The sequence below is a fragment of the Acidovorax sp. MR-S7 genome (assembly GCF_000400995.2).
GTDB lineage: Bacteria > Pseudomonadota > Gammaproteobacteria > Burkholderiales > Burkholderiaceae_C > MR-S7.
Map to the genome: position 1 here is coordinate 13330 of NZ_DF238927.1, position 26985 is coordinate 40314.

The window sequence follows — 26985 nt, forward strand, 5'->3', positions numbered from 1 at the left end:
CGCGCGCCGGCGCGCATCTCCTCAGTACTGGTAGACGCCGCGGCCCGTCTTGCGGCCCAGGCGGCCGGCGGCCACGTATTCCTTGAGCAGCGGACACGCGCGGTACTTGCTGTCGCCGAACTCGGAGAGGTACACGTCCATCACGGCCAGGCACACGTCCAGGCCGACCATGTCGGCCAGCGCCAGCGGGCCGATGGGCTGGTTGCAGCCGAGCTTCATGCCTGCGTCGATGTCCTCGGGCGTGGCCAGGCCTTCGGCCAGCACGAAGAAGGCCTCGTTGATCATGGGCACCAGGATGCGGTTGACCACGAAGCCCGGTGCGTTCTTCACGGTGATGGGGCTCTTGCCCAGGCGCTCGGAAAGCTGCTTCACCGCATCGTGCGTGGCGTCGCTGGTGGCCAGGCCGCGGATGATCTCCACCAGCGCCATCATCGGCACGGGGTTGAAGAAGTGCATGCCGATGAACCGGTCGGGCCGCGAAGTGGCGGCGGCCAGCTTGGTGATGGAGATCGACGAGGTGTTGGAGGCGATGATGACCTCGGGCGCCACCAGCGCGTCCACCTGCTTGAGGATCTTGAGCTTGAGCTCGTAGTTCTCGGTGGCGGCCTCGATCACGATCTGCGCGGTCTTCAGGTCGTCGTAGCTCGTCGAGCCCTTGATGCGCGCCAGCGCGGCGTCCTTGTCGGCGGCGGTGATCTTTTCTTTCTTGATGAGGCGGTCCAGGCTGCCCGCGACGGTGGCGATGCCCTTTTGCACGGCGGCGTCGGAGATGTCCACCATCACCACGTCGATGCCCGATACGGCGCACGCCTGTGCGATGCCGTTGCCCATGGTGCCCGCGCCGATGATGCCGACGGTCGTAATCGTCATATAAAGAACCCCTTCAATGGAACGTGAGAAAAAAACATGGCGATGGTAGCCGCCATCGCCACGCGAGGAGGATGGAGCGCATGGGAGACTTCGACTACATCGTGATCGGCGGCGGCTCGGCCGGCTGCGTGCTGGCCGGGCGGCTGACGGAGGACCCCGGCGTGCGCGTGTGCCTGCTGGAGGCCGGGCCGCCCGACGCCAGCGCGCTCATCCACTGCCCCGCGGGCCTGGCCGCTCTGGCGGCCACGGGCACGTTCAACTGGGGTCTGTCCACCACGCCGCAGGCGGGCCTGGACGGGCGGCGGGGCCACCAGCCGCGCGGCAAGGTGCTGGGCGGCTCCAGCTCGGTCAACGCCATGATCTACGCGCGCGGCCATGCCAGCGACTACGAGCACTGGGCGCAGGCCGGCAACCCCGGCTGGGCGTGGCGCGACGTGCTGCCGTACTTCCTGCGGGCCGAAAACAACGAGCGCGGCGCCGATCCCTGGCACGCCACCGGCGGCCCGCTCAACGTGGCCGACCTGCAGTCGCCCCACCGCGTGAGCCGCGACTTCGTGGAGGCCGGCGTGCAGGCCGGCCACGCGCGCAACGGCGACTTCAACGGCGCGCAGCTGGAGGGCGTGGGCCTCTACCAGGTCACCCACCGCGCGGGCGAGCGCTTCAGCGTGGCCAAGGGCTACCTCACGCCGCACCTGGGCCGCCCCAACCTGCGCGTGGTGACCGGCGCGCGCGCTACGCGCATCGTCTGCGAGGGCCGGCGCGCCGTGGGCGTGGAGTACCGCCAGGGCGGGCAGCTGCACACGGTGCGCGCCGCGCGCGAGGTGCTGCTGTCGGCCGGTGCCCTGCTGTCGCCCCAGCTGCTGCTGCTCTCGGGCATCGGGCCCGGCGCGCAACTGCAGCGCCACGGCATCGCCGTGGTGCAGGACCTGCCGGGCGTGGGCGAGCACCTGCACGACCACCCCGACGTGGTGCTGGTGATGGACGCGCCGCGCCTGGCCGACCTGTTCGGCCTGTCGCTGCCCGGCGCGTGGCGCCTGCTGCGCGGTATCCGCGAATGGCGCGCGCACCGCACCGGCATGCTCACCACCAACTTCGCCGAGGCCGGCGGCTTCCTCAAGAGCAGTCCCGACGAGGACGTGCCCGACCTGCAGCTGCACTTCGTCACCGGCAAGCTCGTCAACCACGGCCGCACGGCGCGCTGGGGCCACGGCTATTCGTGCCACGTGTGCGTGCTGCGCCCGCGCAGCCGGGGCCGCGTGCAGCTCGCCAGCGCCGACCCGGGCGCCGCACCGCTGGTGGACCCGGCCTTCCTCAGCGACCCCGACGACCTGCGGCGCCTGGTGCGCGGCGTGCGCCTCATGCGCCAGATCCTGGCCCAGCCCGCGCTGGCCCGGCATGGCGCGCGCGAGCTGCCCGTCTCGGCCCAGGCGCAGGACAACGCGCAGTTGGAGCGCTTCGTGCGCGGCCATGCCGACACCGTCTACCACCCGGTGGGCTCGTGCCGTATGGGGCCGGGCGCGACGGACGTGGTGGATGCGCGGCTGCGCGTGCACGGCATGCAGGGGCTGCGGGTGGTGGACGCGTCCGTCATGCCGCGCATCGTCAGCGGCAACACCAACGCGCCGACGGTCATGATCGCCGAGCGCGCGGCCGAGTGGGTGCGCCAGGGGGCGTGAGGTATTTCACGAATGCGTCCGTTGGAGCAATCTTTGAGGCCCGTTTAAGCAGTTTTTAGCAGCGCGCGCGCTCCGGCGTTCCTAGACTTCGCGGCACTTGATTCCCAAGGAGCCCGACCATGCAATTCAACCCCCGCGAAATCACCGCCCTGGCCCAGGCCGAAGCCGCCGCCCCGCGCCTGGACATCTATGCCTTCATCCACAAGGCGCTGCGCGCCTTCATGGCCGACACGCTCATGGGCCTGGGCCGCGCGGACGTGGGCGACGACCTGGAGCTGTCGCAAGCCTGCGCGCGCGTGCTGGAGCTGGTGGACTTCTGCCGCTCGCACCTGCACCACGAGAACGCCTTCGTGCACCCGGCCATGGAGGTGCGCGCGCCCGGCAGCAGCGCCGCCGTGGAGCACGAGCACGAGGGCCACGAGCAGGCCATCGCCGCCCTGGCCTCGGGTGCGGCGCAGCTCATGGCCTGCCCGCGCGAGCGGCGTGCGCGCGTGGCGCATGCGCTGTACCGGCAGCTGGCGCTGTTCGTGGCGCACAACTTCGAGCACATGCACCAGGAGGAGACGGAGCACAACGCCGTGCTCTGGGCCCACTGCACCGATGCGCAGCTGGCCGAGGTGGAGGGCGCCATCGTCGCCTCCCTCCCGCCGGCCGAAGCCATGGTGACCATGCGCTGGATGCTGCCCTACCTGACGCCCGCCGAGCGCGCCCTGGTGCTGTGCGACATGCGCCAGCACGCGCCGCGCGAGGCGTTCCAGGCGGTGCTGGACATGGTGCGGCTGCACCTGTCGGCCAGCGAGTGGGACAAGCTGGCCCGCACGCTGGCGCTGGAATGCTCCTGAAAAAATAGCTGCCTGCGCTTTATGGATAAGCGCTGGAGGCCGAAAACGCTCTGAGCCTAGAGCGCGTGCGTCACCAGCCGGAACTCGGGCTCCTCGGGGTAGGCGCGCACCTCGAAGCCCAGGCGGCGCATGAGCTGGAGCATGCGGGTGTTCTCCGCCAGCACCAGGCCCTGGATCTCGGCCAGGCCCTGCTCGCGCGCCACGTCCATGAGGCTGTGCATCAGCCGCGAGCCCAGGCCCTGGCCCGCGAAATCGTCGGCCACCAGCAGCGCGAATTCGCAGCTCGACGGGTCGGGGTTGATGACGTAGCGCGACACGCCCACGATGCGCTCGGCGCAGTGCTCCACACCTTGCGCGTCCAGCGTGCGCTCGCGGTGCACGGCCACCAGGGCCATGTCGCGGTCGTAGTCGATGAGCGTGAAGCGCGCCAGCATGGCGGGCGGCAGCTCGGTGATGCGCGAGGCGAAGCGCAAGTAGCGGCTCTCGGGCGACAGCTCGCGCACCAGGCGCTGGATCAGCGGCGCGTCATCGGGCCGGATGGGCCGCACGAGGTATTCGCCGCTGCCGCCCGTCTGGCAGCGCAGAGGCCAGGTCTGCTCGTAGCGCGCGGGGTAGGGCAGGATGGGCAGGTGGGCATAGGGGCCGTGGCGCGCGTGTCCCGCAGCGGGGCCATGGGCCGCCTCGCCCAGCGCGATGCGCGCGTCCACCGCCACGGCGCCGTGCGCATCGACGATCAGCGGGTTGATGTCCATCTCGCGCAGCTGCGGCAGCGCGCAGGCCATCTCGGACACGCGCAGCAGCACCTGCTCCAGCGCCTGCCGGTCGGCGGGCGGCGCGCCGCGCCAGGCGCCGAGCAGGCGCGCCACGCGCGAGCGCTGGACCAGGCGCTGCGCGAGGAAGGTGTTGAGCGGCGGCAGCTCCATGGCCTGGTCCTCGAGCAGCTCGACCAGGGTGCCGCCCGCGCCGAAGGTGATGACGGGGCCGAACGGGTCGTCCGCCACTAGGCCGATGCAGACCTCGCGCCCCGGCCGTGCGGCCGCCATGGGCTGCACCGTCACGCCCTGGATGCGCGCGCCGGGTGCGGCATGCGCCACGCGCTGCGCCATGGCCTCGTAGGCGTCACGCACGGCGGCGGCGCTCTGCAGGTGCAGGGCCACGCCGCCCACGTCGGACTTGTGGGCGATGTCGGGCGAGTCGATCTTGAGCGCCACGGGAAAGCCGAGCTGCGCGGCGATCATCACCGCCTCGTGGCTGCTGCGCGCCAGCAGCGTGCGCGTCACGGGGATGTGGAAGGCGGCCAGCAGCGCCTTGGACTCCATCTCGGTGAGCACGGTGCGGCGCTCGGCCAGCACGCCTTCGATCACCAGGCGCGCGCCCTCGATGTCGGGCGGGGCCAGCGTGGCGGCGAGCGGCGGCGGGGTCTGCTGCAGCAGCTGCTGGTTGCGGTGATAGGCGGCGATGCTGCCGAACGCGCCCACGGCCGCCTCGGGCGTGCGGAAGGTGGGGATGTGCGCCGCGCGCAGCACCGCGCGCGCGGGCAGCACGGCGCTGTCGCCCATCCAGCACGACAGCAGGGGCTTGGCAGCGTGCTGGCGGGCGCCGGCCAGGGCCTGGGCAATGCCCGCGCCGTCCTGCCCGGCCTTGGGCGAGAACAGGGCCAGCACGCCGTCGACCGCGGGCTCGGCCAGCGCGGCGTCCAGCGCGGCGCGGTAGTGCGCGGGGGTGGCGTCCTCGGTCAGGTCCACCAGGTCGTCCAGCGTGGCCTGGGCGGGCAGGTGCGGGGCCAGGCGGGTGCGCGTGGCCTCGGGCAGCCGGCCTAGCGACAGGCCGATCTCCTCCATCCAGTCGGCCGCCAGCACGCCGGGGCCGCCGCCGTTGGTGACCACGGCCAGGCGGCTGCCCACGGGGCGGTGGCGCGATGCCAGGCACTTGGCGGCCGAGAACAGCTCCACGAACGAGCGCACGCGCACGGCGCCCGCGCGGCGCAGGGCGGCGTCGAAGACGTCGTCGCTGCCCACGATGGCGCCGCTGTGCGTCTGCGCCGCCGCGCTGCCCGCACTCTTGCGGCCGGCTTTGAGCACGATGACCGGCTTGGCGAAGGCGGCCGAGCGCAGCGCGCTCATGAAGCGGCGCGCGTCCTGGATGCCCTCCATGCAGACGGCGATGCTCTGCGTGTGCGGGTCGTGTGCCAGGAAGTCCAGCGCATCGGCCAGCCCCACGCCGGGGTGCGGGCCGAGGGAGATCACGCTGGAAAAGCCCACGTCGTTGCTGCCCGCCCAGTCGAGCACCGCCGCGGTGAGCGCGCCCGACTGGCAGACCAGCGCCAGCGGCCCGTCCTGCGCCAGCGGCCCGGCGGCACTGGCGTTCAGGTGCAGCGCGGGGCGCTGGATGCCGAGCGAATTGGGGCCCAGCAGGTGCACGCCCTCGCGCCGCGCGATCTTGTGCAGCTGTGCGGCATGCGGCGCGCCCACGCCGTTGCCCAGCACCAGCGCTGCGCGGCAGTGCATGCGGCCCGCCAGCTCCAGCGCGGCGGCCAGGTCCTGCGGCGGCAGGGCGATCACGGCCAGGTCGGCGCGGCTCTGCGCCAGGTCGTGCAGGGTGCCGCTGCTGCCCCGAATGTCCAGGAACGTGAGCGTGCCCGCGTAGCGCTGTGCGCGCAGCGCGGCATGCAGGGCCTGGGCCTGCGGCGTCAGCTCGGGGTCGTCCGGTCGGCCCGCCAGCACGGCGACCGAACCGGGGGAAAACAAGGGGGCGAGGTAGTGCTTGTCCAGCATGGCGAGTTCTGTGCTTGACAGTGCGTGAATGATCGCTGCCGGCGTTTGCTGTGCGGGATCATGGACACGCTTCGGCTTTTACTGCGGCAGTTGGAACGTTCCGGCCAACTCGGCCAGATCGTGGGCCTGCTGCTGCAGCGCACTGGATGCCGCTGAGGTTTCCTCGACCAGGGCGGCATTCTGCTGCGTCACCCCGTCCAAGTGGGCCACGGCCTGGTTGATCTGCGCCAGCCCCGATGCCTGCTCGCGGCTGGCCAGGGCGATTTCATCGACGATGCCGGCCACGCGCTGGATGCCGTCCATGATCTCCTGCATGGCCGTGCCCGCCTGCGCCGCCTGGGCGTTGCCCGCCTGGGTCTTGGACACCGAGTCGGTGATCAGCGTCTTGACCTCGCGCGCCGCCTCGGCGCTGCGCCCGGCCAGCGCGCGCACTTCCGAGGCCACCACGGCGAAGCCCCGCCCGGCTTCGCCGGCGCGCGCCGCTTCCACGGCGGCATTCAGCGCCAGGATGTTGGTCTGGAAGGCGATGCCGTCGATCACGCCGATGATGTCGACGATCTTCGCGGCCGACTGGTTGATGGCCTGCATGGTCTGCACCACCTGGGTGACCACGGCGCCGCCGTGCGCCGCCACCTCCTTGGCCTGCGCCGCGAGCTGGTTGGCCTGGGCGGCGCTGTCGGCGTTCTGCTGCACGGTGCCCGAGAGCTGCTCGGTGGCCGAGGCGGTCTGCTCCAGCGCGCTGGCCTGCTGCTCGGTGCGCGACGACAGGTCGAGCGCGCCCGCCGCCACCTGCGTGGAGGCGCCGGCGATGGCGCTGGTGCCGGCCTTGACGTGGCCCACCACCTCGGCCAGGTTGCCGCGCATGGTTTCCATCTCGGCGCACAGGCGGCCGATCTCGTCGCTGCCCTGGCACGCGATGTCGTGCGTGAGGTCGCTCGCGGCGATGTGGGCCGCCGCAGTCTGGGCGATGGCGAAGCCGTTCTTCAGCCGCGCCAGCAGCGCCAGCGCCAGCAGCACCGAGGGCAGCACCAGCAGCGCGGCGGCCAGCACGAAGATCCACAGCGCCAGCTCGTAGCGCTTTTGCGCGGCCTGGTAGGCGGCGTTGGCATGCTCCACCTGGTAGCTGCGCAGGGCGTCCATGGTCTTCACCACGGCCTCGCCCTCCTTGCGGCCCGCGGCCAGGAAGGCGGCCATGGTCTCGGCGGCGTAGTTTTCCTTGCGGATGGCCTGCACGGCCTTCTCCAGCTCCGCGCGCCAGGGCTTGCGCGCTTCCATGGCGGCGTCGTACAGCGCGCGCTCGCGCGGGTCGGCCATGCCTTGCTCCATGGTCTTGTGCAGCGCGTTGGTGGCGCTTTGGCTGGCGGCGATTGCATCCAGGTGCATGGTGGCCGGATGGTCGTGGATGCTGGCCAGGCCGCCCGCGGGGGCGTGCTGGAAGGCCAGGAGCACCTGCATGCGGTTTTGCAGGGTGCCTTCGATTGACTGGCTGGCCAGCAGGGAGCGCGCCATCGCTTCGTCATGCAGGGACTTTAGGCTGTCGCGTGCCGAGGACAGTCCCCACAGGCCGGTGGCGGCCACGGCCACGACCGACAGAACGAAGGCGCACAGGACGACGATGAAGCGCTGGGTGATCCGCAACTGGTTCCAGGAGAAGGTCATGGTGGAGTAAAAGGGTTGGTTGCTATGAGCTGGTTACTGTCTGTAAGAAATGGTTGCAGTCATTCTTGCGTGTGGCAGGGCCCCCGGCGGGGATTGTGGCCCTGTCGGCGGCGCGGCCGGTGGCACGCCGATGACCGTCCCCGGGGTGGGGTTTTATATTGTGAACCCAGAATGGGATTATGAAATCATACATTCATGTATGTATGTATGTATGTATGATTTCACATCCGTCCAAAGGGATTTGGAAGGCATGGGCTGCCGTTTTGACATCAATCAAGTGACTTCTTGATGGAAGTCATCATAATGCCGCCAATTGTTGTTTTGTTACATTAAGGAGCTGGCCATGGCCACGGAAACCTCGTCCGGATCTGAGCATTTCCAGGAGCGCCAGCGCGCTGCCGCACGCACGCTCGACGAGTCGGTGCAAGCGCAGATGGCGCGCGCCTTCAGCGGCCTGTCGCCGATCGCGCTGGCCCTGGCCCATGCCGACTGGGCCCTGCACATGCTGGCTTCGCCGGGCCGCCAGGCGCAACTGGCGCAGCGTGCGCTGGAGCTGTCGCTGCAGGCCTGGCGCAATACCGGCGTTGCGCCCGACGAGGCCGCGCCCGAGAAGGATGGACGCTTCGCCGACGCCGGCTGGAGCCAGTGGCCCTACAGCGCCGTCAAGGAAGGCTTCAAGGCCACCGACGCCTGGTGGCGCGAAGTGGCGCACCAGGGCGGCGGCGTGTCGCGCCACCACCAGCACATGGTGGACTTCTTCACGGGGCAGGCGCTTGATGCGCTGTCGCCGTCCAACTGGGCCGTCACCAACCCCGAGGTGCTGCGCGTGGCGCGCGAGACCCAGGGCCGCTCGCTGCAGGAGGGTTTCAAGTTCTTCCTGCAGGACTTTCGCGAGTACCTGGGTGCCAACGCCGACACACCCGCCGAGTCGCTGGCGCCGCTCGAATACGCCGTGGGCAAGGACGTGGCCGTCACGCCGGGCAAGGTGGTGTTCCGCAACCACCTGATCGAGCTGATCCAGTACAGCCCGTCCACCGACAAGGTGCTGCCCGAGCCGGTGCTCATCGTGCCCTCGTGCATCATGAAGTACTACATCCTGGATCTGTCGCCGCACAACTCCATGGTCAAGTACCTGGTGGACAAGGGCCATACGGTGTTCATCATCTCCTGGCGCAACCCCGACGCATCGGACCGCGACCTGAAGATGCAGGACTACCTGAGCGCCGGCGTGCTCGCCGCCATGGCCGCCGCCAGATCGCGCACCGGCGCCGAGCGCCTGCACACCGTGGGCTACTGCCTGGGCGGCACGTTCCTGGCCATCGCAGCGGCGGCCATGGGGCGCCTGGCGCGCAAGAAGGGCGGCCCGCGCGAGGGCGAGCGCACGGCCAAGGAGCAGGCGCTGATCCCGGCGGACCTGCCCCAGCTGGCCTCCGTCATCCTGCTGGCCGCGCAGACCGACTTCACCGAGCCCGGCGAGCTGGGCGTGTTCATCGACGAGGACCAGCTCGCCACGCTGCGCCAGAACATGAACGACAAGGGCTACCTCTCGGGCAAGCAGATGGGCGGCTCGTTCGTCTACCTGGCCTCGCGGGGCCTGCTGTGGGGCCGTAACACGCGCCGCTACCTGATGGGCGAGGACGACGCCAGCTTCGACCTCATGAGCTGGAACGCCGACACCACGCGCCTGCCCGCGCGCATGCACTCGGAATACCTCGACGCGCTGTTCCTCAACAACGCGCTGGCCTCGGGCCAGTACCGCTTCGCCGGGGCCACCGTGGCGCTGATGGACATCGACGCGCCGATGATGGTGGTGGCCACCACGCGCGACCATGTCTCGCCGTGGAAGTCGGTCTACAAGATCCACCTGCAGACCGACACGCACGTGACCTTCGTGCTGGCCGAGGGCGGGCACAACGCGGGCATCGTCAGCGAGCCCGGCCGCCCGCGCCGCAGCTACCAGATCGCCAGTGTGGAGGACAACACCGGCTGGATCGACCCCGACGACTGGAAGGCCCAGGCCCCCGTGGTGCAGGGCTCGTGGTGGGAGGCCATGCACGCCTGGATCGCCGAGCGCTCGGGCGCGCCCGCCAAGCCGCCGGCGATGCGCGCCGAGCATGCCGTGTGCGACGCGCCCGGCGCCTATGTGATGACGCGCTATGCAGACTAGGCACTCCACGCGCCAGCAGGTCATCGAACGCCACCTGCACCACTTCGTGCGGCAGTTCGAGGGCATGGGCGCGCGCATCACCCTGCTGGCGCAGGCCCTGGACGTGCCGCTGGGCACCGCGTCGGAACTGCAGGCCGCGCTGCAGTGCGACGCGGCGACCGCCGGCCGCCCTGGGCGCGAGGAGCGCATGCGCGAGGAGCTGCGGGGCCTGCTGGTGCTGCGCTACCGCGCCTTCCGGCGGCTTGCCTACAACCCCGACGTGGGCCCGCAGGCCGCGCGCGACATCCTGCTGTGCGCCAACGACCGCCTGCTGTGCAAGGGCTTCCCCTATGAGGCGCCGGGCCTGAACCTGCGCGCGCTCTTCGACGGCATCGACGACTGATTTTTTCGACTTCCTTCACTCCATGACAACCAATCCCTTCAGCCTGGCCGGAAAGAAAGGCCTGATCCTCGGCATCGCCAACGACAGCAGCATCGCCTTCGGCTGCGCCCGCCTGGCGCGCAGCATGGGCGCCGAGGTGGTGGCCTCGTGCCTCAACGACAAGGCCCGCAAGTACGTCGAACCGCTCACCGCGCCGCTGGGCATCGACCTGGTCAACTGCGACGTGGAGGCCGACGGCCAGCTGCAGGCCATCGTCGACCACGCGGTGGCGAAGTTCGGCCAGATCGACTTCGTCATCCACTCCATCGCCTGGGCGCCGCTGGCCGACCTGCACGGCGACGTGGTGGACAGCTCGCGCGAGGGCTTCGCCCGCGCCGTGGGCGTCTCCTGCCACTCGTTCGCCGAGCTGGGCCGGCTGTGCGCGCCGCACATGCCGCGCGGCGGCAGCATGCTGTCCATGACCTACCTGGGCTCCGGCGAGGCCGTGCCCCACTACGGCCTGATGGGCCCGGTGAAGGCGGCGCTTGAATCCATGGTGCGCTACATGGCCATGGAGCTGGGCGGCAGGAACATCCGCGTGCACGCGGTGTCGCCCGGCCCCATCCTCACGCGTGCGGCCTCGGGCATCGCCAGCTTCGACGAGCTGATGGCCACGGCCCAGGCCAAGGCGCCGCTGCAGCGCCTGGTGACGCTCGACGAGATCGCCCAGCTGAGCCTGTTCCTGTGCACCGAAGCCGCTTCCGGCATGACGGGCCAGACGATTTACGTGGACGGCGGCGTCCACGCCGTGGATTGAGGAGGACACACACCATGAACACCAACGCACCCGACCTCGAATGGATGGAAAACGTCACCTATGACGAGCTGAGCCTGGGCCAGACGGCCCGGCTGCTGCGCACGGTGACGCTGGAGGACATCCAGGCGTTCGCCGCCGTCTCCGGCGACATCAACCCCGCCCACCTGAACGCCGAATACGCCGACGCCACCATGTTCCACGGCGTCATCGCCCACGGCATGCTGGGCGCTGCGCTGATCTCGGCGCTGTTCGGCACGCGGTTCCCCGGCCCCGGCACGATCTACCTGGGCCAGGAGCTGAAGTTCACCAAGCCCGTGCGCATCGGCGACACGCTCACCGTGCTGGCCACCGTGAGCGAGAAGGACGACGAGAAGAAGCGCGTCAAGATGGACTGCCTGGTCACCAACCAGAAGGGCGAGGTGGTGCTCAAGGGCGAGGCCCGACTGATGCCGCCCACGCAGAAGGTGCGCGTGCCCAAGGTGAACGCGCCGCAGATCCAGCTCTTCGACCCCGAGGCGCGCCTGAAGGAGCTGCTGGCCCGCGCCGACGGCCTGGAGGCGGTGCGCTGCGCCGTGGTCCACCCGTGCGACGCCGGCTCGCTCTCCGGCGCCATCGACGCCGCCGCGCACGGCCTGATCGTGCCCGTGCTCATCGGCCCCGAGGGCCGCATCCGCCGCGTCGCAGAGGAGGCCGGCATCGACCTCGAAGGCGTGGAGATCGTCTCCGTGGAGCACAGCCACGCCGCCGCCGAACTGGCCGCCGGCATGGCCGCGCGCCGCGAGGTGGAGATCGTCATGAAGGGCAGCCTGCACACCGACGAGCTGCTCAAGGCCGTCCTGGCCCAGGCGCCGCTGCGCACCGGCCGGCGCCTGTCGCACGTGTTCCGCTTCGACGTGCCGCTGTACCCCAAGCCCATCATCGTGACCGACGCGGCCATCAACATCCAGCCCACGCTGGCCGAGAAGGCCGACATCATCCAGAACGCCATCGAGTTCGCATGCATCATGGGCAACGAGCGGCCCAAGGTGGCCATCCTCTCGGCGGTGGAGACCGTCACGCCGTCGATTCCCTCCACCATCGACGCCGCCGCGCTGTGCAAGATGGCCGACCGCGGCCAGATCAAGGGCGGCCTGCTCGACGGCCCCCTGGCGTTCGACAACGCCATCTCCATGGAAGCCGTGCGCATCAAGGGCATCGCCTCCGACGTGGCGGGCCAGGCCGACATCCTCGCCGTGCCCAACCTGGAGAGCGGCAACATGGTGGCCAAGCAGCTCGAATACATGGCCGGCGCCAGCGGCTCGGGCCTGGTGCTGGGCGCGCGCGTGCCCATCGCCCTGACCAGCCGCGCCGACGGCCCCATGGCGCGCGTGGCCTCGGCCGTGCTGGCGCTACTGGCGGCGCACGACCAGCGCAAGCGCCAGGCCGAGAACGCCTGGAAACAGGGGTGACATCCCCCTGAGCCGCTGCGCGGCTTCCCCCTTCTCTCTGCGCGCTTGCGCGCTACGGGGAGGGGGACGACGCCAGCGCGGCGGGGCGGCCCTTGCGCGGCGTCTGCTGGCTTGGGCTGCGCCAGTTGCCAAGGGCATGCCCTGAACCACCGAACCAAAGGAAATACCGCCATGTCCATCCTCGCCGTCAACGCCGGCTCCTCGTCGCTGAAGTTCTCGCTGCACCCGCTGCAGGGCGGGCAGGTCCAGCCCCACGTGCTCTCGGGCTGCATCCAGGGCCTGGAGCCCGGCGGCAGCCCCTCGCTGGACTGGAAGTACCAAGGACGCAAGCAGCAGGAAGCGCTTGCCGTGCCCGCGGCAGCCGCCCCGTTTGCGATCGCGCTGGAGCGCCTGCGCGCGCTGGTGCAGTCGCTGCAGGGCGCGGGCATCGAGGCCGTGGCCCACCGCGTGGTGCACGGCGGCGGCGAGTACACCGAAAGCGTGCGCGTCACCGACGAGGTGCTGGAGCGCCTGGCGCGCTTCAACTCGCTGGCGCCGCTGCACCAGCCGCACAACCTGGCGGGCATCCGCCAGTTCCGCAGCGCGTTCCCAGAGCTGCCGCAGATTGCCTGCTTCGACACCGCCTTCCACGCCACCATGCCCGAGGTGGACTACGCCTTCGCGCTGCCGCGCGAGCTGCGCGCGCAGGGCGTGCGCCGCTACGGCTTCCACGGCCTGTCGTACCAGTACATCATGTCCGTGCTGCAGCAGCGCACCCTCCGCGCCAACGGCCGCGTGGTCATGGCCCACCTGGGCAACGGCGCCAGCCTCTGCGCCTGCCGCGACGGTTCCAGCATGGCCACCACCATGGGCTTCTCCGCGCTGGACGGCCTGATGATGGGCACGCGCAGCGGCTCGCTGGATGCGGGCGTGCTGCTCTACCTGATGGAGCAGGGCTGGACGCACGCGCAGATCGAGAAGCTGCTCTACAAACAGAGCGGCCTGCTGGGCGTTTCCGGCATCTCGGCCGACATGCGCCGCCTGCGCGAGGAGGCCGCGAAAGACGGCGCGGACGGCGAGAACGCGCGGCGCGCCATCGCCCAGTTCACCCACCGCGTGGTGCGCGAAACCGGTGCGCTGGTGGCCTGCCTGGGCGGCCTGGATGTGCTGGCCTTCAGCGGCGGCATTGGCGAGAACGATATCGCGCTGCGCGAGCAGGTCTGCACGCGCCTCGCCTGGCTGGGCATCCACATGGACTGGCAGCGCAACCGCGAGGCCGACGGCAAGGAGGCCTATGCCATCCATGCGCCGGACAGCGCGGTGGAGATCTGGGTCATCCCCACCGACGAAGGGCGGGTGGCGGCGCGCGAGGCGGCGGCCCTGCTGGAGTCGGGCGAGGCGCTGGACCGCGCATCATTGGCATGAAATCGTGCTCCCGCGCTTGCTGGACAAGCGCGGGCAGCTATCAAAGTTGAACTGATCGGCGCCGCACGGGCACGGCCATTGCTTGCCGCAGGCGGCATGACCGCCAACGTCCTGCACCTTCCCTCCGGCGCACTCTGGCGCAACCGCCTGGGCCTGCTGCTCGAATCCACGGGCGAGGGCGTGTTCGGCATCGACCTCGCGGGCGATTGCGTGTTCATCAACCCCGCCGGGGCGCGCATGCTGGGCTACGCGGCCGGGGAGGTCATGGGCCGCAACATGCACGCGCTCACCCACCACTCCCACCCCGACGGCAGTCCCTACGCTGACAGCGACTGCCCCATCTTCAACGCCTTCCGCAACGGCCTGCCGTGCCGGGTGGACACCGAGGTGTTCTGGCGCCGCGACGGCAGCGCGTTTGCGGTGGAATATTCGAGCCATCCGATCGTGGAGGCCGAGCAGGTGCACGGCGCCGTCATCACCTTCATCGACATCACCGACCGCAAGCGCGCCGCCGACGAGTTGCAGCGCGCGCACGACGAGCTGGAGCGCCGCGTGGCCGCGCGCACGGGGGAGCTGTCGCAGGCGCTGGCGCAGCTGCGCGAGTTGTCGGCTTATTCCGAGCAGGTGCGCGAGGAGGAGCGCACCCGCATCGCGCGCGAGGTGCACGACGAGCTGGGCAGCCTGCTCGTGGCGCTGAAGATGGACGTGAACTGGCTGCACAAGCGCCTGGGCGAGCAGGCCGCGCGCACGCCCGAGGCGGCGGACGGCATGCGCACGCAGATGCGCTGCAAGTGCCAGAACATGAGCCGCCTGATCGAGAACGCCGTGGACAACGTGGGCCGCATCATCACCGACCTGCGCCCCAGCATTCTCGACCACCAGGGCCTGTGGGCCGCGCTGGAATGGCAGGCGCAGGAGTTCGCGCAGTCGGCCGAGCTGGCGCTGGACTGGCGCATGGACGTGCCGCCCGCACTGCACCTGCCCGAGCCCGCTGCCATCGCGGTGTTCCGCATCTTCCAGGAGATGCTGAGCAACGTGGGCCGCCACGCGCGAGCCAGCGCCATCGACATTGCCATTGGCTTGCAGGACGGGCAGTTGCACCTGTGCGTGCGCGACGACGGCGTGGGCGCCACGCGCCAGGCGCTGGAGGCGCCTACCGCCTACGGCGTGATGGGCATGCGCGAGCGGGCGCGCCAGCTCGGCGGGCAGCTGCGCATCACCAGCGAGCCGGGCGCGGGCTCCTGCCTGCAACTGTGGGTGCCGCTGCCATGAGTGCCGCCATCCGCGTGCTGATCGGCGACGACCACCGCATCGTCCGCGAGGGGCTCAAGCAGGTGCTGGGCGACCCGGCCAACGGCCTGCCCGAAATCACCGTGGCGGCCGAGGCCACGCAGGGCGGCGAGGTGCTGGCGCAGGTGGCTGCGCTGCAGGGCGGGCTGGACCTGGTGCTGCTCGACATCGCCATGCCCGGCATGGACGGCCTGGAGGTGCTGCAGGCCCTGCGCCGCGACTGGCCTGCGCTGCCCGTGCTCATGCTCAGCACCTACCCCGAGCGGCAGTACGCGGTGCGCTGCATCCAGCTCGGCGCGTCGGGCTACCTGCACAAGAGCGCCGACCCCGACGACATGGTGGCGGCGGTGCGCAAGGCGGCCGCGGGCGGGCGCTACCTGACCGAGGCCACGGCGCTGGCGCTGGTGGGCGCGGTGCAGCGCACCAGCATGGTGAAGGGCGCGCCCGTGGGGATCGACGCGCTCTCGTACCGCGAGCACCAGGTGTTCCGCCTGCTCATCGCGGGGCACAGCGTGGGCGAAATTGGTGCACAGCTCCAGCTCGCGTCCAACACGGTGAGCACCTACCGCGCGCGCATCCTCGAAAAGACCGGCGCCCGCAACGACGTGGAGCTGGCGCTGCTGGCCCACGGCGCGCCCGAAGCCTGAGTGGTGTAGTGCTGGCCCTACACGCCGTAGACGCCAGCACCGCGAAATGACGCACGCGGCCCGCGCCGGGCCCGAACTGGCCCGCGGCTTGCGTAGCGGCTGGCATCAACTTCCGTGAGGTGTGCCATGTCCGAATTCTTCTCGCCCTTCGATGCCGACCGCCCGCTGATGCTCAAGTGCAGCTGCGGCCGCGACCACACGGTGGCCGACCACCAGGCCGAGGTTTCCGCCGAGGCTGCCGCCACCCAATTGCGCGCGCGCAGCCTCACCAGCGAGTTCGAGGCCTACAGCAACGAATTCGTCGAGGCCACGCTGGTCAAGGCCCTGTTCCCGCAGGACGCGGTGCGCCGCCGCTTCCTGCGCGCCGTGGGAAAGAGTACGGCCATGGCCGCCATCGCCAGCGTGCTGCCCGTGGCCAGCCTGCAGGCCATGGCGCAGGAGAAGCAGGGCGCGCTGGAGAAGAAGAACCTCAAGATCGGCTTCATCCCCATCACCTGCGCCACGCCGCTCATCATGGCGCACCCGCTGGGCTTCTACGAGAAGCAGGGCCTGAAGGTGGAGGTGACCAAGACGGCGGGCTGGGCGCTGATCCGCGACAAGATGATGAACAAGGAGTACGACGCCACGCACTTCCTCAGCCCCATGCCGCTGGCGATCTCGATGGGCATCGGCTCCAACCCGATGCCCATGAACGTGGCCACCATCCAGAACACCAACGGGCAGGCCATCACGCTGGCCAACAAGCACAAGGACAAGCGCGACCCCAAGCAGTGGAAGGGCTTTAAGTTCGCCGTGCCGTTCGAGTTCAGCATGCACAACTTCCTGCTGCGCTACTACGTGGCCGAGCACGGGCTGAACCCCGACACCGACATCCAGATCCGCGTGGTGCCGCCGCCCGAGATGGTGGCCAACCTGCGCGCGGGCAACATCGACGGCTACCTGGGCCCCGACCCGTTCAACCAGCGCGCGGTGTACGAGGAGATCGGCTTTTTGCACCTGCTCACGCGCGACCTGTGGAACGGCCACCCCTGCTGCGCCTTCGGCACCAGCACCGAGTTCATCCAGCAGAACCCCAACACCTTCGCCGCGCTCTACCGCGCCGTGCTCACCTCGGCCGCCATGGCGCGCAAGGCCGAGAACCGCGAGCTGATCGCCAAGGTGATCGCGCCCGCGCAGTACCTGAACCAGCCCGAGACGGTGATCGCCCAGGTGCTCACCGGCCGTTTCGCCGACGGCCTGGGCAAGGTGCAGAGCGTGCCCGACCGCGCCGACTTCGACCCCATGCCCTGGCAGAGCATGGCCTTGTGGATGCTCACGCAGATGCAGCGCTGGGGCTACGTGAAGGGCGACGTGAATTACCGGCAGATCGCCGAGAAGGTGTTCCTGCTGACCGACGCCAAGAAGCAGATGAAGGCGCTGGACATGCCCGTGCCCGAGGGCGCCTACCCCAAGTTCAAGATCATGGGCCGCGAATTCGACCCTGCCAAGGCGGCGGAGTACGCCAAGAGCTTCCCCATCCGCAAGGTAGCGTGACATGGCGGCATCGAAGAACCTTCCTCTGCGCGCGGGCGTGCTGTCCGTGCTGCTCTTCCTGGCGCTGCTGGGCATCTGGTACGTGGCCACGGCACCCGCGCAGGGCGGCGCCGCAGGCACGGCGGGCATGACGCCCGAGCAGATCGAGTACGCCAAGATGATGGGCAAGGACCCCGGCGGCGCCTCCGGCAAGAGCGGCGGCTTTCCCACGCCGCAGGCCATGGGCGCCACGGTGTGGAGCCACCTGTCCGACCCGTTCTACGACAACGGGCCCAACGACAAGGGCATCGCCATCCAGCTCGGGTATTCGCTGGCGCGCGTGGCGCTGGGCTTCGGTCTGGCGTGCCTGGTGGCGATTCCGCTGGGCTTTGTGATCGGCATGTCGCCGCTGCTGCGGCGTGCGCTGGACCCGTTCATCCAGGTGCTCAAGCCCATCAGCCCGCTCGCGTGGATGCCGCTGGCGCTCTACACGATCAAGGACTCGTCCATCTCGGGCATCTTCGTGATCTTCATCTGCTCGGTCTGGCCCATGCTGGTGAACACGGCCTTCGGCGTGGCCTCGGTTAAGCGCGACTGGCTCAACGTATCGGCCACGCTGGAGGTGAACCCGCTGCGCCGCGCGTTCCTCGTCATCCTGCCCGCCGCGGCGCCCACCATCCTCACGGGCATGCGCATCAGCATGGGCATCGCGTGGCTGGTCATCGTGGCGGCCGAGATGCTGGTGGGCGGCACGGGCATCGGCTACTTCGTGTGGAACGAGTGGAACAACCTGTCGCTCACCAACGTGATCTTCGCCATCCTGACGATCGGCGTGGTGGGCATGCTGCTCGACCTGGCGTTCGCCCAACTGCAGAAGGCGGTGACCTATGTGGAGTGACGTAGCGCCCGGCACCTCGCCAACCACAAGAAAGGCCCCTCCCGTGACCGGATTCCTGCGGATCGAACAACTCGGCAAGGCCTACGTGCCCGCCCGGCCTGTGTTCGCCGATGTGTCGTTCGCGCTCGACAAGGGCGAGTTCGTCTGCATCATCGGCCACTCGGGCTGCGGCAAGACCACCATCCTCAACGTGCTGGCGGGGCTGGACACGGCCACGGCGGGCCACGTCATCATGGACGGGCGCGAGGTCGCCGGCCCCAGCCTGGACCGGGGCGTGGTGTTCCAGGGCCATGCGCTCATGCCCTGGTTCACGGTGCGGCAGAACATCGCCTTCGCCGTCAAGTCGCGCTGGCCGGAGTGGAAGCGTGCGCAGGTCAATGCCCACGTGGAGAAGTTCGTGGCGCTGGTGGGCCTGTCGCACGCCATCGACAAGAAGCCGTCGGAACTCTCGGGCGGCATGAAGCAGCGCGTGGGTATCGCGCGGGCGTTCTCGATCCAGCCCAAGATGCTGCTGCTCGACGAGCCTTTCGGCGCGCTGGATGCGCTCACGCGCGGCACCATCCAGGACGAGCTCATGGCCATCGTGCGGCAGACGCAGCAGACGGTCTTCATGATCACGCACGACGTGGACGAGGCCATCCTGCTGGCCGACCGCATCCTTCTCATGAGCAACGGCAGCGACACGCCCCAGGGCTACGTGCCCGGCGGCATCGCCGAGGTGGTGGTCAACCCCCTGCCGCGCGAGCGCACGCGCACCAGCCTGCACCACCTGGATGGCTACTACGCGCTGCGCAACCACATCGTGGACTTTCTCGTCAGCCGGGCCAAGGCCCACTGATCCCTTTCTTTCTTCAACACCAAGGAACCATCACCATGAACCGCAACGACGTCACCGAGAAGATCATCAGCACCAAGGTCGCCAAGGGCCTGCAGTGGGACGCCATCGCCAAGAAGGTCGGCCAGTCCAAGGAATGGACCACGGCCCTGTGCCTGGGCCAGATGACGGCCACGCCCGAGCAGGCCAAGGTGCTGGGCAAGATCTTCGGCCTCACCGCCGAGGAGCAGAAGTGGCTGCAGGTGGTGCCCTACAAGGGCTCGCTGCCCACGCCCGTGCCCACCGATCCGCTGATCTACCGCTGGTACGAAGTGGTCAGCGTCTACGGCAGCACGATCAAGGAGCTGATCCACGAGGAATTTGGCGACGGCATCATGAGCGCCATCGACTTCAGCATGGACATCCAGCGCGAGGCCGATCCCAAGGGCGACCGCGTGAAGGTGGTGCTCTCGGGCAAGTTCCTGCCCTACAAGCAGTATTGAGGATTCAGCGTCAAAAATGGCTCCAGCGCTTGTCTGGCAAGCGCTGGCAGCTATGTTTTTCGATTACTGGAAGGCGACTTCCGCGAAGCTGCGCAGCTTGCGGCTGTGCAGCCGGTGCACACCGCCTTCGCGCAGGATGTCCACGGCCCGCATGCCGATGCGCAGATGCTGGTCGACCCGCTCGCGGTAGAAGTGGTTGGCCATGCCCGGCAGCTTGATCTCGCCGTGCAGCGGCTTGTCGCTCACGCACAGCAGCGTGCCGTAGGGCACGCGGAAGCGGAAGCCGTTGGCCGCGATGGTGGCGCTTTCCATGTCCAGCGCCACGGCGCGGCTCTGGCTGAAGCGGCGCTGGGGCATGTTGTCGGGCAGCAGTTCCCAGTTGCGGTTGTCGGTGCTGGCGACGGTGCCGGTGCGCATGATGCGCTTGAGCTGCGCCTCGGGCATCCGGGCCACGTCGGCCACGGCCTGCTGCAGCGCCACTTGGATCTCGGCGAGGGCCGGGATGGGCACCCACAGCGGCAGCTCCTCGTCCAGCACGTGATCCTCGCGCACGTAGGCGTGGGCCAGCACGTAGTCGCCCAGCTGCTGGCTGTTGCGCAGGCCCGCGCAGTGGCCCAGCATCATCCAGGCGTGTGGGCGCAGCACGGCGATGTGGTCGGTGATGGTCTTGGCGTTGGCCGGGCCCACGCCGATGTTGACCATGGTGATGCCGCTGCGGTCCGCGCGCACGAGGTGGTAGGCCGGCATCTGCGGCAGGCGCGGCGGCGGGGTGCCCAGCTCGTCGCCAGGCGCTGGCTCCAGGCCTGCACGGCGCGTGACTACGTTGCCGGGCTCGATGAAGGCGACGTACTCGCTGTCCGGCTTGGCCATCTCGGCGTGGCCCAGGCGCACGAACTCGTCGATGTAGAACTGGTAGTTGGTGAACAGCACGAAGTTCTGGAACCACTCGGGCGCCGTGCCGGTGTAGTGGCGCAGGCGGTGCAGCGAGTAGTCCACGCGCGGCGCGGTGAAGAGGGCCAGCGGCTGGGGCTCGCCCGCGCGCGGCGCCCAGGTGCCGTTGGCGATGCCGTCGTCCATGGCCTCGAGGTCGGGCAGGTCGAACACGTCGCGCATGAGCATGCGGCGCTCGGGCGACAGCGTGCCTTCGATGTGGTCGTTCTCCGCGAACGAGAAGTGGATGGGGATGGGCTGGCTGCTCAGGCCCACCTCCAGCTCCACGCCGTGGCTGGCGCGCAGCAGGCGGAACTGCTCCTGGTAGTAGCCGGCGAACAGGTCGGGGCGCGTGAGCGTGGTTTCGTAGCGCCCCGGGCCTTCGACGAAGCCATAGGCCAGCGTGGTGGCCGCGCGCGCCACAGTGGTGGTCTGCACGCGCACGAAGGGGTAGAAGGCGCGCACGGGGCTGTCCGGCGTCTCGCCGGCCACGAAGCGCTGCATGGCATCGCGCAGATGGTCGATCTGGCCCTGGTAGAGGCGCTGCACTTGCGCGAGGGCGCCGGCGGGGTCGCTGTGGAAGGTGGATTCGGTGAAATCGGAGGTGTGGACCATGGCGCTATTGTCCACCGCCGCATGACCGCGCCGTGGCGCGGAAGCACCTTCTACCTGATGCCGTGCGTCGCCCGCGCCGCATGAAACTGGCGCGCTCCAGGCGAGGGCTGCCGCGCAAGGGCCTGGGCCGGCCGCGCCGCCCCGCCGCGCTGGCTGCGTCCCCCTGCCCGCATTGCGCAGCAATGCGAGAGCGGGGGGAAGGCGCAAAGCGCCTCAGGGGGGGTGTTTCACGCCAGGGCTTGCAGCCAGGCGCGGGTGCGCTCGGCATCCATGGGCTGCGAGATGCCGAAGCCCTGGGCCAGTCCGCAGCCCAGGCGGCGCAGCAGGTCGATCTGCTCGGCGGTTTCCACTCCCTCGGCCACGGGCTGCAGCTGCAGGCTGTGCGCGAGCTGGACGATGGCGGTGACGATGGCCACGTCGTCGCCGTTGGCGGGCGCTTCGGTGAGGAAGGAGCGGTCGATCTTGAGCTTGTCCAGCGGGTAGCGCTTGAGGTAGGCGAGCGACGAATAGCCAGTGCCGAAGTCGTCCACGGCCACGCCCACGCCCAGGTGCTGCAGCGCCTGCAGCGTCTCGCGCGTCTGGTCGGTGTGCCACATGAGGGCGGACTCGGTGATCTCGATCTCCAGGTAGCGCGGTTCCAGTCCGGTGGCGTGCAGCACGGCGGCGATCTCGGCGGCCACGTCGCGCTGGCGGAACTCCAGGGGCGAGAGGTTCACCGCCACGGGCACGCGCGGCAGGCCCTCGTCGTGCCAGGCCTTGACCTGCCGGCAGGCCTCGCGCAGCACCCAGCGGCCGATGGGCGTGATGAGCCCGCGCGATTCGGCGACGGGGATGAACTCGTCCGGCCCGATCAGGCCGCGCTGCGGGTGCTGCCAGCGCACCAGCGCCTCGAAGCCCACCAGGCGGCCGCTGCTCACCTCCACCTGGGGCTGGTAGTGCAGCACGAAGGCTTCCTGGAACACGGCCTCGCGCAGCTGGTGCTCCAGCTGCAGGATCTCGGTGGGCTGGCCTTCCATGCCCGGGGCGTAGAACTGGCGCGTGCCGCGCCCGCTTTCCTTGGCCCGGTGCATGGCCGCGTCGGCGCGGCGCAGCAGCTCGTCGGGGGCGTAGCCGTCCTCGGGGAACACGCTGATGCCGATGGAGGGCGACAGCGACAGCGGCGTGCCGTCGATCGCGTAGACCGCGCGCACGCGCTCCAGCAGGGTGTCGGCCAGCGTGGCGGCGGCGGTGCGGTTGCGGATGTCCGGGAGCACCGCCACGAACTGGTCGCCCCCCACGCGGGCGACGAAGTCGCCGGCCTCCACGCTGCCCTGCAGGCGCCGCGCCATCTCGCACAGCAACTGGTCGCCGGCCTCGTGCCCGAGCGACTCGTTGACGGTCTTGAAGTGGTCCAGGTCGATGAACAGCACCGCCGCGCGCCGGCGCCAGTGCTGCGCATCGGCCAGCGTGCGCGCCAGCTGCTGCATGAGACTGCGGCGGTTGGGCAACTGCGTGAGGGTGTCGTGGCCGGCCAGGAAGTCCGCGCGCGCCTGCGCCTGCTTGCGCGCCGTGATGTCGCGCGCCACCACCACGCGGTAGGCGCCGCCGGCCTGGGGCATGGTCTTGCCCACCGCCTCGATCTGGATGGTGTGGCCGTCCTTGTGGCGGATGGCCAGCTCGTAGGGGTCCTCGCGCCCGTGCTGCACGTATTCGCGCACGGCCTCGTGGTGCCCGGGCTCGACGAAATCGATGATCGGGTGCCCGACCAGCTCGTCCAGCGGATAGCCGGTGAGGCGCTGCAGGGCCTCGTTGCCGTCCAGGATGATGCCTTCGCGGTGGAAGACGATGCCCTCCTCGGTGGCCTCGGCGAACTTGCGCATGCGCTCCTCGCTCTGGCGCACGGCGCGCTCGGCCGCCCAGTGGTGGGTGATGTCGTTGATGAGCACGAAGGCGCCCACCATGTGCGGCTGCCCGTCGCCGTCGCGGTCGAAGTGGGGCATGAGGGTGATTTCCATCATGCGCGCCTCGCCGTCGTCCTGGACGTGCTCGCGCGTGTACTGCACCGCCTCTCCCTGCAGCGCGCGCTCCACGTAGGGCAGGATCTGCTGCCAGGCCCGCTCGCCCACGGCGTCGCGCACCGTCTTGCCGATGAGGGCGTCCACCGCCATGCCGCTGTACTGCGCGTAGCGCTGGTTGGCGAACACGCAGCGCAGGCCGGGCACCTCGTAGTAGGCCAGCAGCACGGGCACCGCGTCGGCCAGCAGGCGCAGCAGGGCCGTGCCGCCGCCTTGTCCAAGACCGGGCAGGGAAGGGTGGGTTGGTGAGGTGCCCATGGGGAACTTATAGCGGATCGCCCTGGCCGCAGGGAGAGTGCAAGCCCTCTGCGCCTGCCGTCGGCGTGATGCCAGACAGGATAATCGACCGCCATGAACACCCCCACCCGCCCGGCGGCCGGCCCCGCCGACGAGCACCTGCCCGCCTGGATGACGCCCGGCAACCTGCTGCGCGCGTCCGTCGGCGTGGCCGTGCTCACCATCGCGCTCAAGACGCTCGCGTGGTGGGTCAGCGGGTCGGTGGGCCTGCTGTCGGACGCGCTGGAGTCCTTCGTGAACCTGGCCGGCGCCGTCTTCGCGCTGGCCATGGTCACGGTGGCCCGGCGTCCGGCCGACGACGGCCACCCCTACGGCCACCACAAGGCGGAATATTTCTCGTCGGGTTTCGAGGGCATCCTGATCGTGGGTGCCAGCATCGCCATCTTCTGGGCGGCTGCGCTGCGCCTGGTGCATCCGCAGCCGCTGGAGCAGATCGGCTGGGGGATGGGCCTGTCCCTGCTGAGCACCGCCTGCAACGGCCTGCTGGCCTGGGGCATGCTGCGCGCCGCGCGCGTGCACCGCTCGTTGGCGCTGGAGGGCGACGCGCGCCACCTGATGACCGACGTGTGGACGTCGGTCGGCGTGGTGGTCGGCCTGCTGGCCGCCGGCGCGACGGGCTGGCAATGGCTCGACCCGGTGGTCGCCATGGGCGTGGCGCTGAACATCCTGAAGGAAGGCGGTGCGCTGGTCTGGCGCGCCTCGCAGGGGCTGATGGACGAGGCCATGGAGCCCGCCATGCTCGCGCGCGTGCAGGCCGTGCTGCAGGAGCATGCCGCCGCCAGCCGCGGCGCCGTGCAGTTCGACAGCCTGACCTCGCGCCGCGCCGGCGCGCGCAACTACGTGCAGCTGCACATGCACGTGCCCGCCGACTGGGCGCTGGGCCACGCGGCGCGCATGCGCACCCGCGTCGAAGAGGCGCTGATGCGCGCCGCGCCCGGCCTGCACGCCACCATCGAGCTGCTGCCCGTGGGCCAGGCCACCGTGTTCGAAACCGTGGAAACGCAAGGAGACGACAAGTGATCTGCATCCTGCAGCGCGTGCGCGAGGCGCGCGTGGAAGTGGCCGGCCGCGTGACGGGCCGGATCGGCCCCGGCCTGCTGGCGCTGGTGTGCGCCGAGCAGGGCGACAGCGAGGCCCAGGCCGACAAGCTGCTGGCCAAGGTGCTCAAGCTGCGCATCTTCAGCGACGAGGCGGGAAAGATGAACCGCAGCGTGCAGGACGTGGATGGGCTGGGAACCTGCGGGGGCCTGCTCATCGTCAGCCAGTTCACCCTGGCCGCCGACACGCGCGGCGGCAACCGCCCCAGCTTCACCCAGGCCGCCGACCCCGCCGAGGGGCAGCGGCTGTACGACTACTTCGTGCAGCGCGCGCGGGCCGCCCACCCCGTGGTGCAGACGGGCGAGTTCGCGGCGGACATGCAGGTGCACCTGGTCAACGACGGGCCGGTGACGATTCCGCTGCGCATGGAGCCGGCGAGCATCTAGCTGCTCCTGAAAGGAGAGCTGTCAGCGCTTGCTCAGAAAGCGCTGGAGGCGATTTTTATTCTGGATGCTCGTGGCCCTGGAGGATTTTTCTTTTCTCGCTCTGGTATTCGTCGGCCGTGAGAATGTCCTCATCCAGCAACTGCTTGAGCCGCTCCAGCCGGGCGAATCTGTCGTCGGACGACGGCATTGCCCGAGAGGGGGCGTGGCGCACAGGCGGGTGGCTGCCCGTGTTCGCAGGGAGTTGCCGCACCATCTCCGCGAACTGCAGCATGAAAACCAGGAGGAAGATGCCCGCGGGAATCCAGGCAACGACATTGATGACGGGAACGAGCAGGAGGGTGGCGCAAATGGCGGCGCCCATCCCCATGCCTTTGCCATAGTCCTTGGGCTCCTGGCCGTTGCCGGGGTTCTCGGCGAAGTAATTCCTGAAGGATTCCGGAATCTTGAACGGAAGCAATATCCAGTAGAAAGCGAGTCCTGCGATCGGGACCAGGGTGAGCCAGGGCATGAAGGTTTCCGTGGCCCGGTATTGCTCCGGAATCTTCTTGAGGCCCTGGTGCAGCAGGTAGGCCACGGTGATCTCCACCACCAGGATGAGGGCCAGAGCGGCGAAAAGCCCGCCGAAGAGGCCCAGGAGCATGTCGTCGTTGTGCATAAGGTGCTTTCCTGTGGAGATCAGTCGCTGGATCGGGACGACAGTTTTCTTTGGATGTCCCTGCCGACGATCAGATAGATGCCGAGGCCGATGACCGGCCCCCAGAACCAGGGAGAAACCAGCGGATAGCTAAGGGCGCGAAAGCCCGACACGCCCGCAGCCGCCCCCACGGCACCGACGCCGCCGCCGATCAACGACATCGCCAGCGCGCCGAGCGCAACCCCCGTGCCGCCCGTGACGACGCCCACCGTTCCGATCACGAGATAGGTGAGGAGGCCGACCCCCGCGCCCGCCGCTGCGCCCCCGCCCAGGGCGGTAGCCTCCGGCAGGACGAAGCGCGTCATGGTGCCCACCAGGGTGGACAGGTAGATGCCATAGAAAACGATGCCCAGGCCAATGACGCGCTGGTGCAGCCTTGCAGGGGAGCGTGCTCGGCTGCCTGTGCATCCGCCATTGCATGCTGCCCCTGGGCGCGCAGTTGCTCCTCCTTTTTCCTGCGCTTGCGCCGAAGGTACAGGGCCGAGCCGGTCCACAGGGCGAGAAGCAGCAGGCCGAGGCCGATGGCCGGGGTGAATGCCCGCATGGCGCTCAGCCCTCGGCGTGTGCTGCCAGGAACAGCGATTTCTCCAGCGAGGAGAAGAAGTCCTGGTAATGCTTGGGGTCCTCGATCGCGGTGATGTTGAACTGCGCATTGGCGCGCACCAGCATCCGGTCGGTGCCCTGCGGGCGCACGCTCACGGTCATCGTGATGCGGTGCGCCGCCAGCTTGGTGCCGGTGACCGTGCCCAGCGTCAGGTCGGCACGGTCGATCACGAAGCCCAGGTCCTGGAGCGTCGAGATCGTGGCGCGCAGGACTTTCTCCTTGTCGCCGGTGTCGAAGGTGCGCGACTGGTAGCTGCGCTTTTGCAGTTGCGTGCCGGAGTCCGCGTCCAGTACGCGCTGGTGGGTGGTCGCGCAGCCGGCGAGGGCGGCTGCGGCCACGGTGCAGGAAATGAAGAGGTGTCTCATATCTTGTGGGCTTCGAGGAAGACGGATTTGGAAAGCCGCTCATAGAAATCGCGGTACAGTTCCTCGCTCTTGAGCGTTTCGGCGTAGGTGCTGCCATCGGTGCGGCGGACGACGCGCTGGAACGTGACACGCACCAGGTGGCTGCCTTCGCGGGCCTTGCCGTTGCCGTCGTTGGCGGGCCGCACCACCAGCGCGACGCGGATGGTCTGGTCCTTGCTGGTGGCCGTGACGCCGCCGCCCAGCAGCGCCACCACCAGCGC

The 26985-nt window shown here is 69.6% G+C and carries 24 protein-coding genes; 15 read left to right on the top strand and 9 right to left on the bottom strand.

The annotated features are described in order from the left end of the window. Window positions 1-21 precede the first annotated feature (21 nt). A complete protein-coding gene (locus AVS7_RS12105) occupies window positions 22-870 on the bottom strand; it encodes a 3-hydroxybutyryl-CoA dehydrogenase (protein ID WP_020228660.1) in 849 nt (282 codons plus the stop codon). An 80-nt stretch (window positions 871-950) separates the two neighbouring features. On the opposite strand from AVS7_RS12105, the gene AVS7_RS12110 reads away from it, so the two are divergent. Both AVS7_RS12110 and AVS7_RS12115 read left to right on the top strand, forming a co-directional pair. Then, complete coding sequence (locus AVS7_RS12110; protein WP_024001466.1) at window positions 951-2546, top strand: GMC family oxidoreductase; 1596 nt, start codon at window positions 951-953, stop codon at window positions 2544-2546. Between the two features lie 119 nt (window positions 2547-2665). Next, a complete protein-coding gene (locus tag AVS7_RS12115) occupies window positions 2666-3388 on the top strand; it encodes a hemerythrin domain-containing protein (RefSeq protein WP_020228662.1) in 723 nt (240 codons plus the stop codon). 56 nt (window positions 3389-3444) lie between these two features. Here AVS7_RS12115 and AVS7_RS12120 read toward each other — a convergent pair whose 3' ends face one another. After that, window positions 3445-6162 carry a bifunctional acetate--CoA ligase family protein/GNAT family N-acetyltransferase gene (locus AVS7_RS12120; protein WP_020228663.1) on the bottom strand — a complete coding sequence of 906 codons (2718 nt, stop codon included), beginning with the start codon at window positions 6160-6162 and terminating at the stop codon, window positions 3445-3447. Window positions 6163-6240: 78 nt separating this feature from the next. Continuing rightward, complete coding sequence (locus tag AVS7_RS12125) at window positions 6241-7821, bottom strand: methyl-accepting chemotaxis protein (protein ID WP_020228664.1); 1581 nt, start codon at window positions 7819-7821, stop codon at window positions 6241-6243. A 343-nt stretch (window positions 7822-8164) separates the two neighbouring features. Between AVS7_RS12125 and AVS7_RS12130 the strand changes: the two genes are divergently transcribed. The 11 genes from AVS7_RS12130 (at window position 8165) to cynS (ending at window position 19682) form a co-directional block, all read left to right on the top strand. Further along, complete coding sequence (locus tag AVS7_RS12130) at window positions 8165-9988, top strand: alpha/beta hydrolase (RefSeq protein WP_020228665.1); 1824 nt, start codon at window positions 8165-8167, stop codon at window positions 9986-9988. Beyond that, window positions 9978-10370: a hypothetical protein gene (locus tag AVS7_RS12135; RefSeq protein WP_020228666.1), complete on the top strand. Its 393-nt coding sequence runs from the start codon at window positions 9978-9980 to the stop codon at window positions 10368-10370. Before AVS7_RS12130 ends, AVS7_RS12135 begins: the two co-directional genes overlap by 11 nt. 22 nt (window positions 10371-10392) lie before the next feature. Further along, a complete protein-coding gene (fabI, locus tag AVS7_RS12140; protein WP_020228667.1) occupies window positions 10393-11166 on the top strand; it encodes an enoyl-ACP reductase FabI in 774 nt (257 codons plus the stop codon). A 14-nt stretch (window positions 11167-11180) separates the two neighbouring features. Beyond that, entirely contained in the window at window positions 11181-12614 is a 1434-nt protein-coding gene (locus tag AVS7_RS12145; RefSeq protein ID WP_020228668.1) for a bifunctional enoyl-CoA hydratase/phosphate acetyltransferase, read from the top strand. A 171-nt stretch (window positions 12615-12785) separates the two neighbouring features. Further along, window positions 12786-14018, top strand: a complete 1233-nt coding sequence (locus AVS7_RS12150; RefSeq protein WP_020228669.1) for an acetate/propionate family kinase — start codon at window positions 12786-12788, stop codon at window positions 14016-14018. 96 nt (window positions 14019-14114) lie between these two features. Beyond that, complete coding sequence (locus tag AVS7_RS12155) at window positions 14115-15290, top strand: PAS domain-containing sensor histidine kinase (RefSeq protein ID WP_020228670.1); 1176 nt, start codon at window positions 14115-14117, stop codon at window positions 15288-15290. After that, complete coding sequence (locus AVS7_RS12160) at window positions 15287-15955, top strand: response regulator transcription factor (RefSeq protein WP_020228671.1); 669 nt, start codon at window positions 15287-15289, stop codon at window positions 15953-15955. The genes AVS7_RS12155 and AVS7_RS12160 overlap by 4 nt, the downstream gene beginning before the upstream one ends. 126 nt (window positions 15956-16081) lie before the next feature. Further along, a complete protein-coding gene (locus AVS7_RS12165) occupies window positions 16082-17488 on the top strand; it encodes a CmpA/NrtA family ABC transporter substrate-binding protein (RefSeq protein WP_020228672.1) in 1407 nt (468 codons plus the stop codon). 1 nt (window position 17489) lies between these two features. Next, a complete protein-coding gene (gene ntrB, locus AVS7_RS12170) occupies window positions 17490-18365 on the top strand; it encodes a nitrate ABC transporter permease (RefSeq protein WP_020228673.1) in 876 nt (291 codons plus the stop codon). Next, window positions 18355-19203: an ABC transporter ATP-binding protein gene (locus AVS7_RS12175; RefSeq protein WP_034690800.1), complete on the top strand. Its 849-nt coding sequence runs from the start codon at window positions 18355-18357 to the stop codon at window positions 19201-19203. The genes ntrB and AVS7_RS12175 overlap by 11 nt, the downstream gene beginning before the upstream one ends. A 35-nt stretch (window positions 19204-19238) precedes the next feature. Beyond that, entirely contained in the window at window positions 19239-19682 is a 444-nt protein-coding gene (gene cynS, locus AVS7_RS12180; protein WP_020228675.1) for a cyanase, read from the top strand. A 63-nt stretch (window positions 19683-19745) separates the two neighbouring features. Here cynS and AVS7_RS12185 read toward each other — a convergent pair whose 3' ends face one another. Together AVS7_RS12185 and AVS7_RS12190 are read right to left on the bottom strand one after the other, a co-directional pair. Then, window positions 19746-21227, bottom strand: a complete 1482-nt coding sequence (locus AVS7_RS12185; RefSeq protein WP_020228676.1) for an AMP nucleosidase — start codon at window positions 21225-21227, stop codon at window positions 19746-19748. Between the two features lie 227 nt (window positions 21228-21454). Further along, window positions 21455-23539 (bottom strand): bifunctional diguanylate cyclase/phosphodiesterase, encoded by a 2085-nt coding sequence (locus AVS7_RS12190; protein WP_020228677.1) that lies wholly within the window; start codon window positions 23537-23539, stop codon window positions 21455-21457. Between the two features lie 93 nt (window positions 23540-23632). Here AVS7_RS12190 and AVS7_RS12195 point away from each other — a divergent pair, with 93 nt between their 5' ends. Further along, on the top strand, window positions 23633-24598 hold the full coding sequence (locus AVS7_RS12195; RefSeq protein ID WP_020228678.1) for a cation diffusion facilitator family transporter: 966 nt from the start codon (window positions 23633-23635) through the stop codon (window positions 24596-24598). Further along, on the top strand, window positions 24595-25062 hold the full coding sequence (gene dtd, locus AVS7_RS12200; protein ID WP_020228679.1) for a D-aminoacyl-tRNA deacylase: 468 nt from the start codon (window positions 24595-24597) through the stop codon (window positions 25060-25062). Before AVS7_RS12195 ends, dtd begins: the two co-directional genes overlap by 4 nt. 55 nt (window positions 25063-25117) lie before the next feature. On the opposite strand, the gene AVS7_RS12205 is transcribed toward dtd, so the two are convergent. The 4 genes from AVS7_RS12205 to AVS7_RS12220 all read right to left on the bottom strand — a co-directional run bounded on the left by AVS7_RS12205 (window position 25118) and on the right by AVS7_RS12220 (window position 26976). Next, window positions 25118-25717 carry an SHOCT domain-containing protein gene (locus AVS7_RS12205; protein WP_020228680.1) on the bottom strand — a complete coding sequence of 200 codons (600 nt, stop codon included), beginning with the start codon at window positions 25715-25717 and terminating at the stop codon, window positions 25118-25120. Between the two features lie 20 nt (window positions 25718-25737). After that, entirely contained in the window at window positions 25738-26061 is a 324-nt protein-coding gene (locus AVS7_RS12210) for a hypothetical protein (protein ID WP_020228681.1), read from the bottom strand. 244 nt (window positions 26062-26305) lie between these two features. Next, a complete protein-coding gene (locus tag AVS7_RS12215; RefSeq protein ID WP_020228682.1) occupies window positions 26306-26725 on the bottom strand; it encodes a hypothetical protein in 420 nt (139 codons plus the stop codon). Beyond that, window positions 26722-26976, bottom strand: a complete 255-nt coding sequence (locus AVS7_RS12220) for a hypothetical protein (RefSeq protein WP_234450012.1) — start codon at window positions 26974-26976, stop codon at window positions 26722-26724. Before AVS7_RS12220 ends, AVS7_RS12215 begins: the two co-directional genes overlap by 4 nt. Between the last annotated feature and the right edge of the window lie 9 nt (window positions 26977-26985).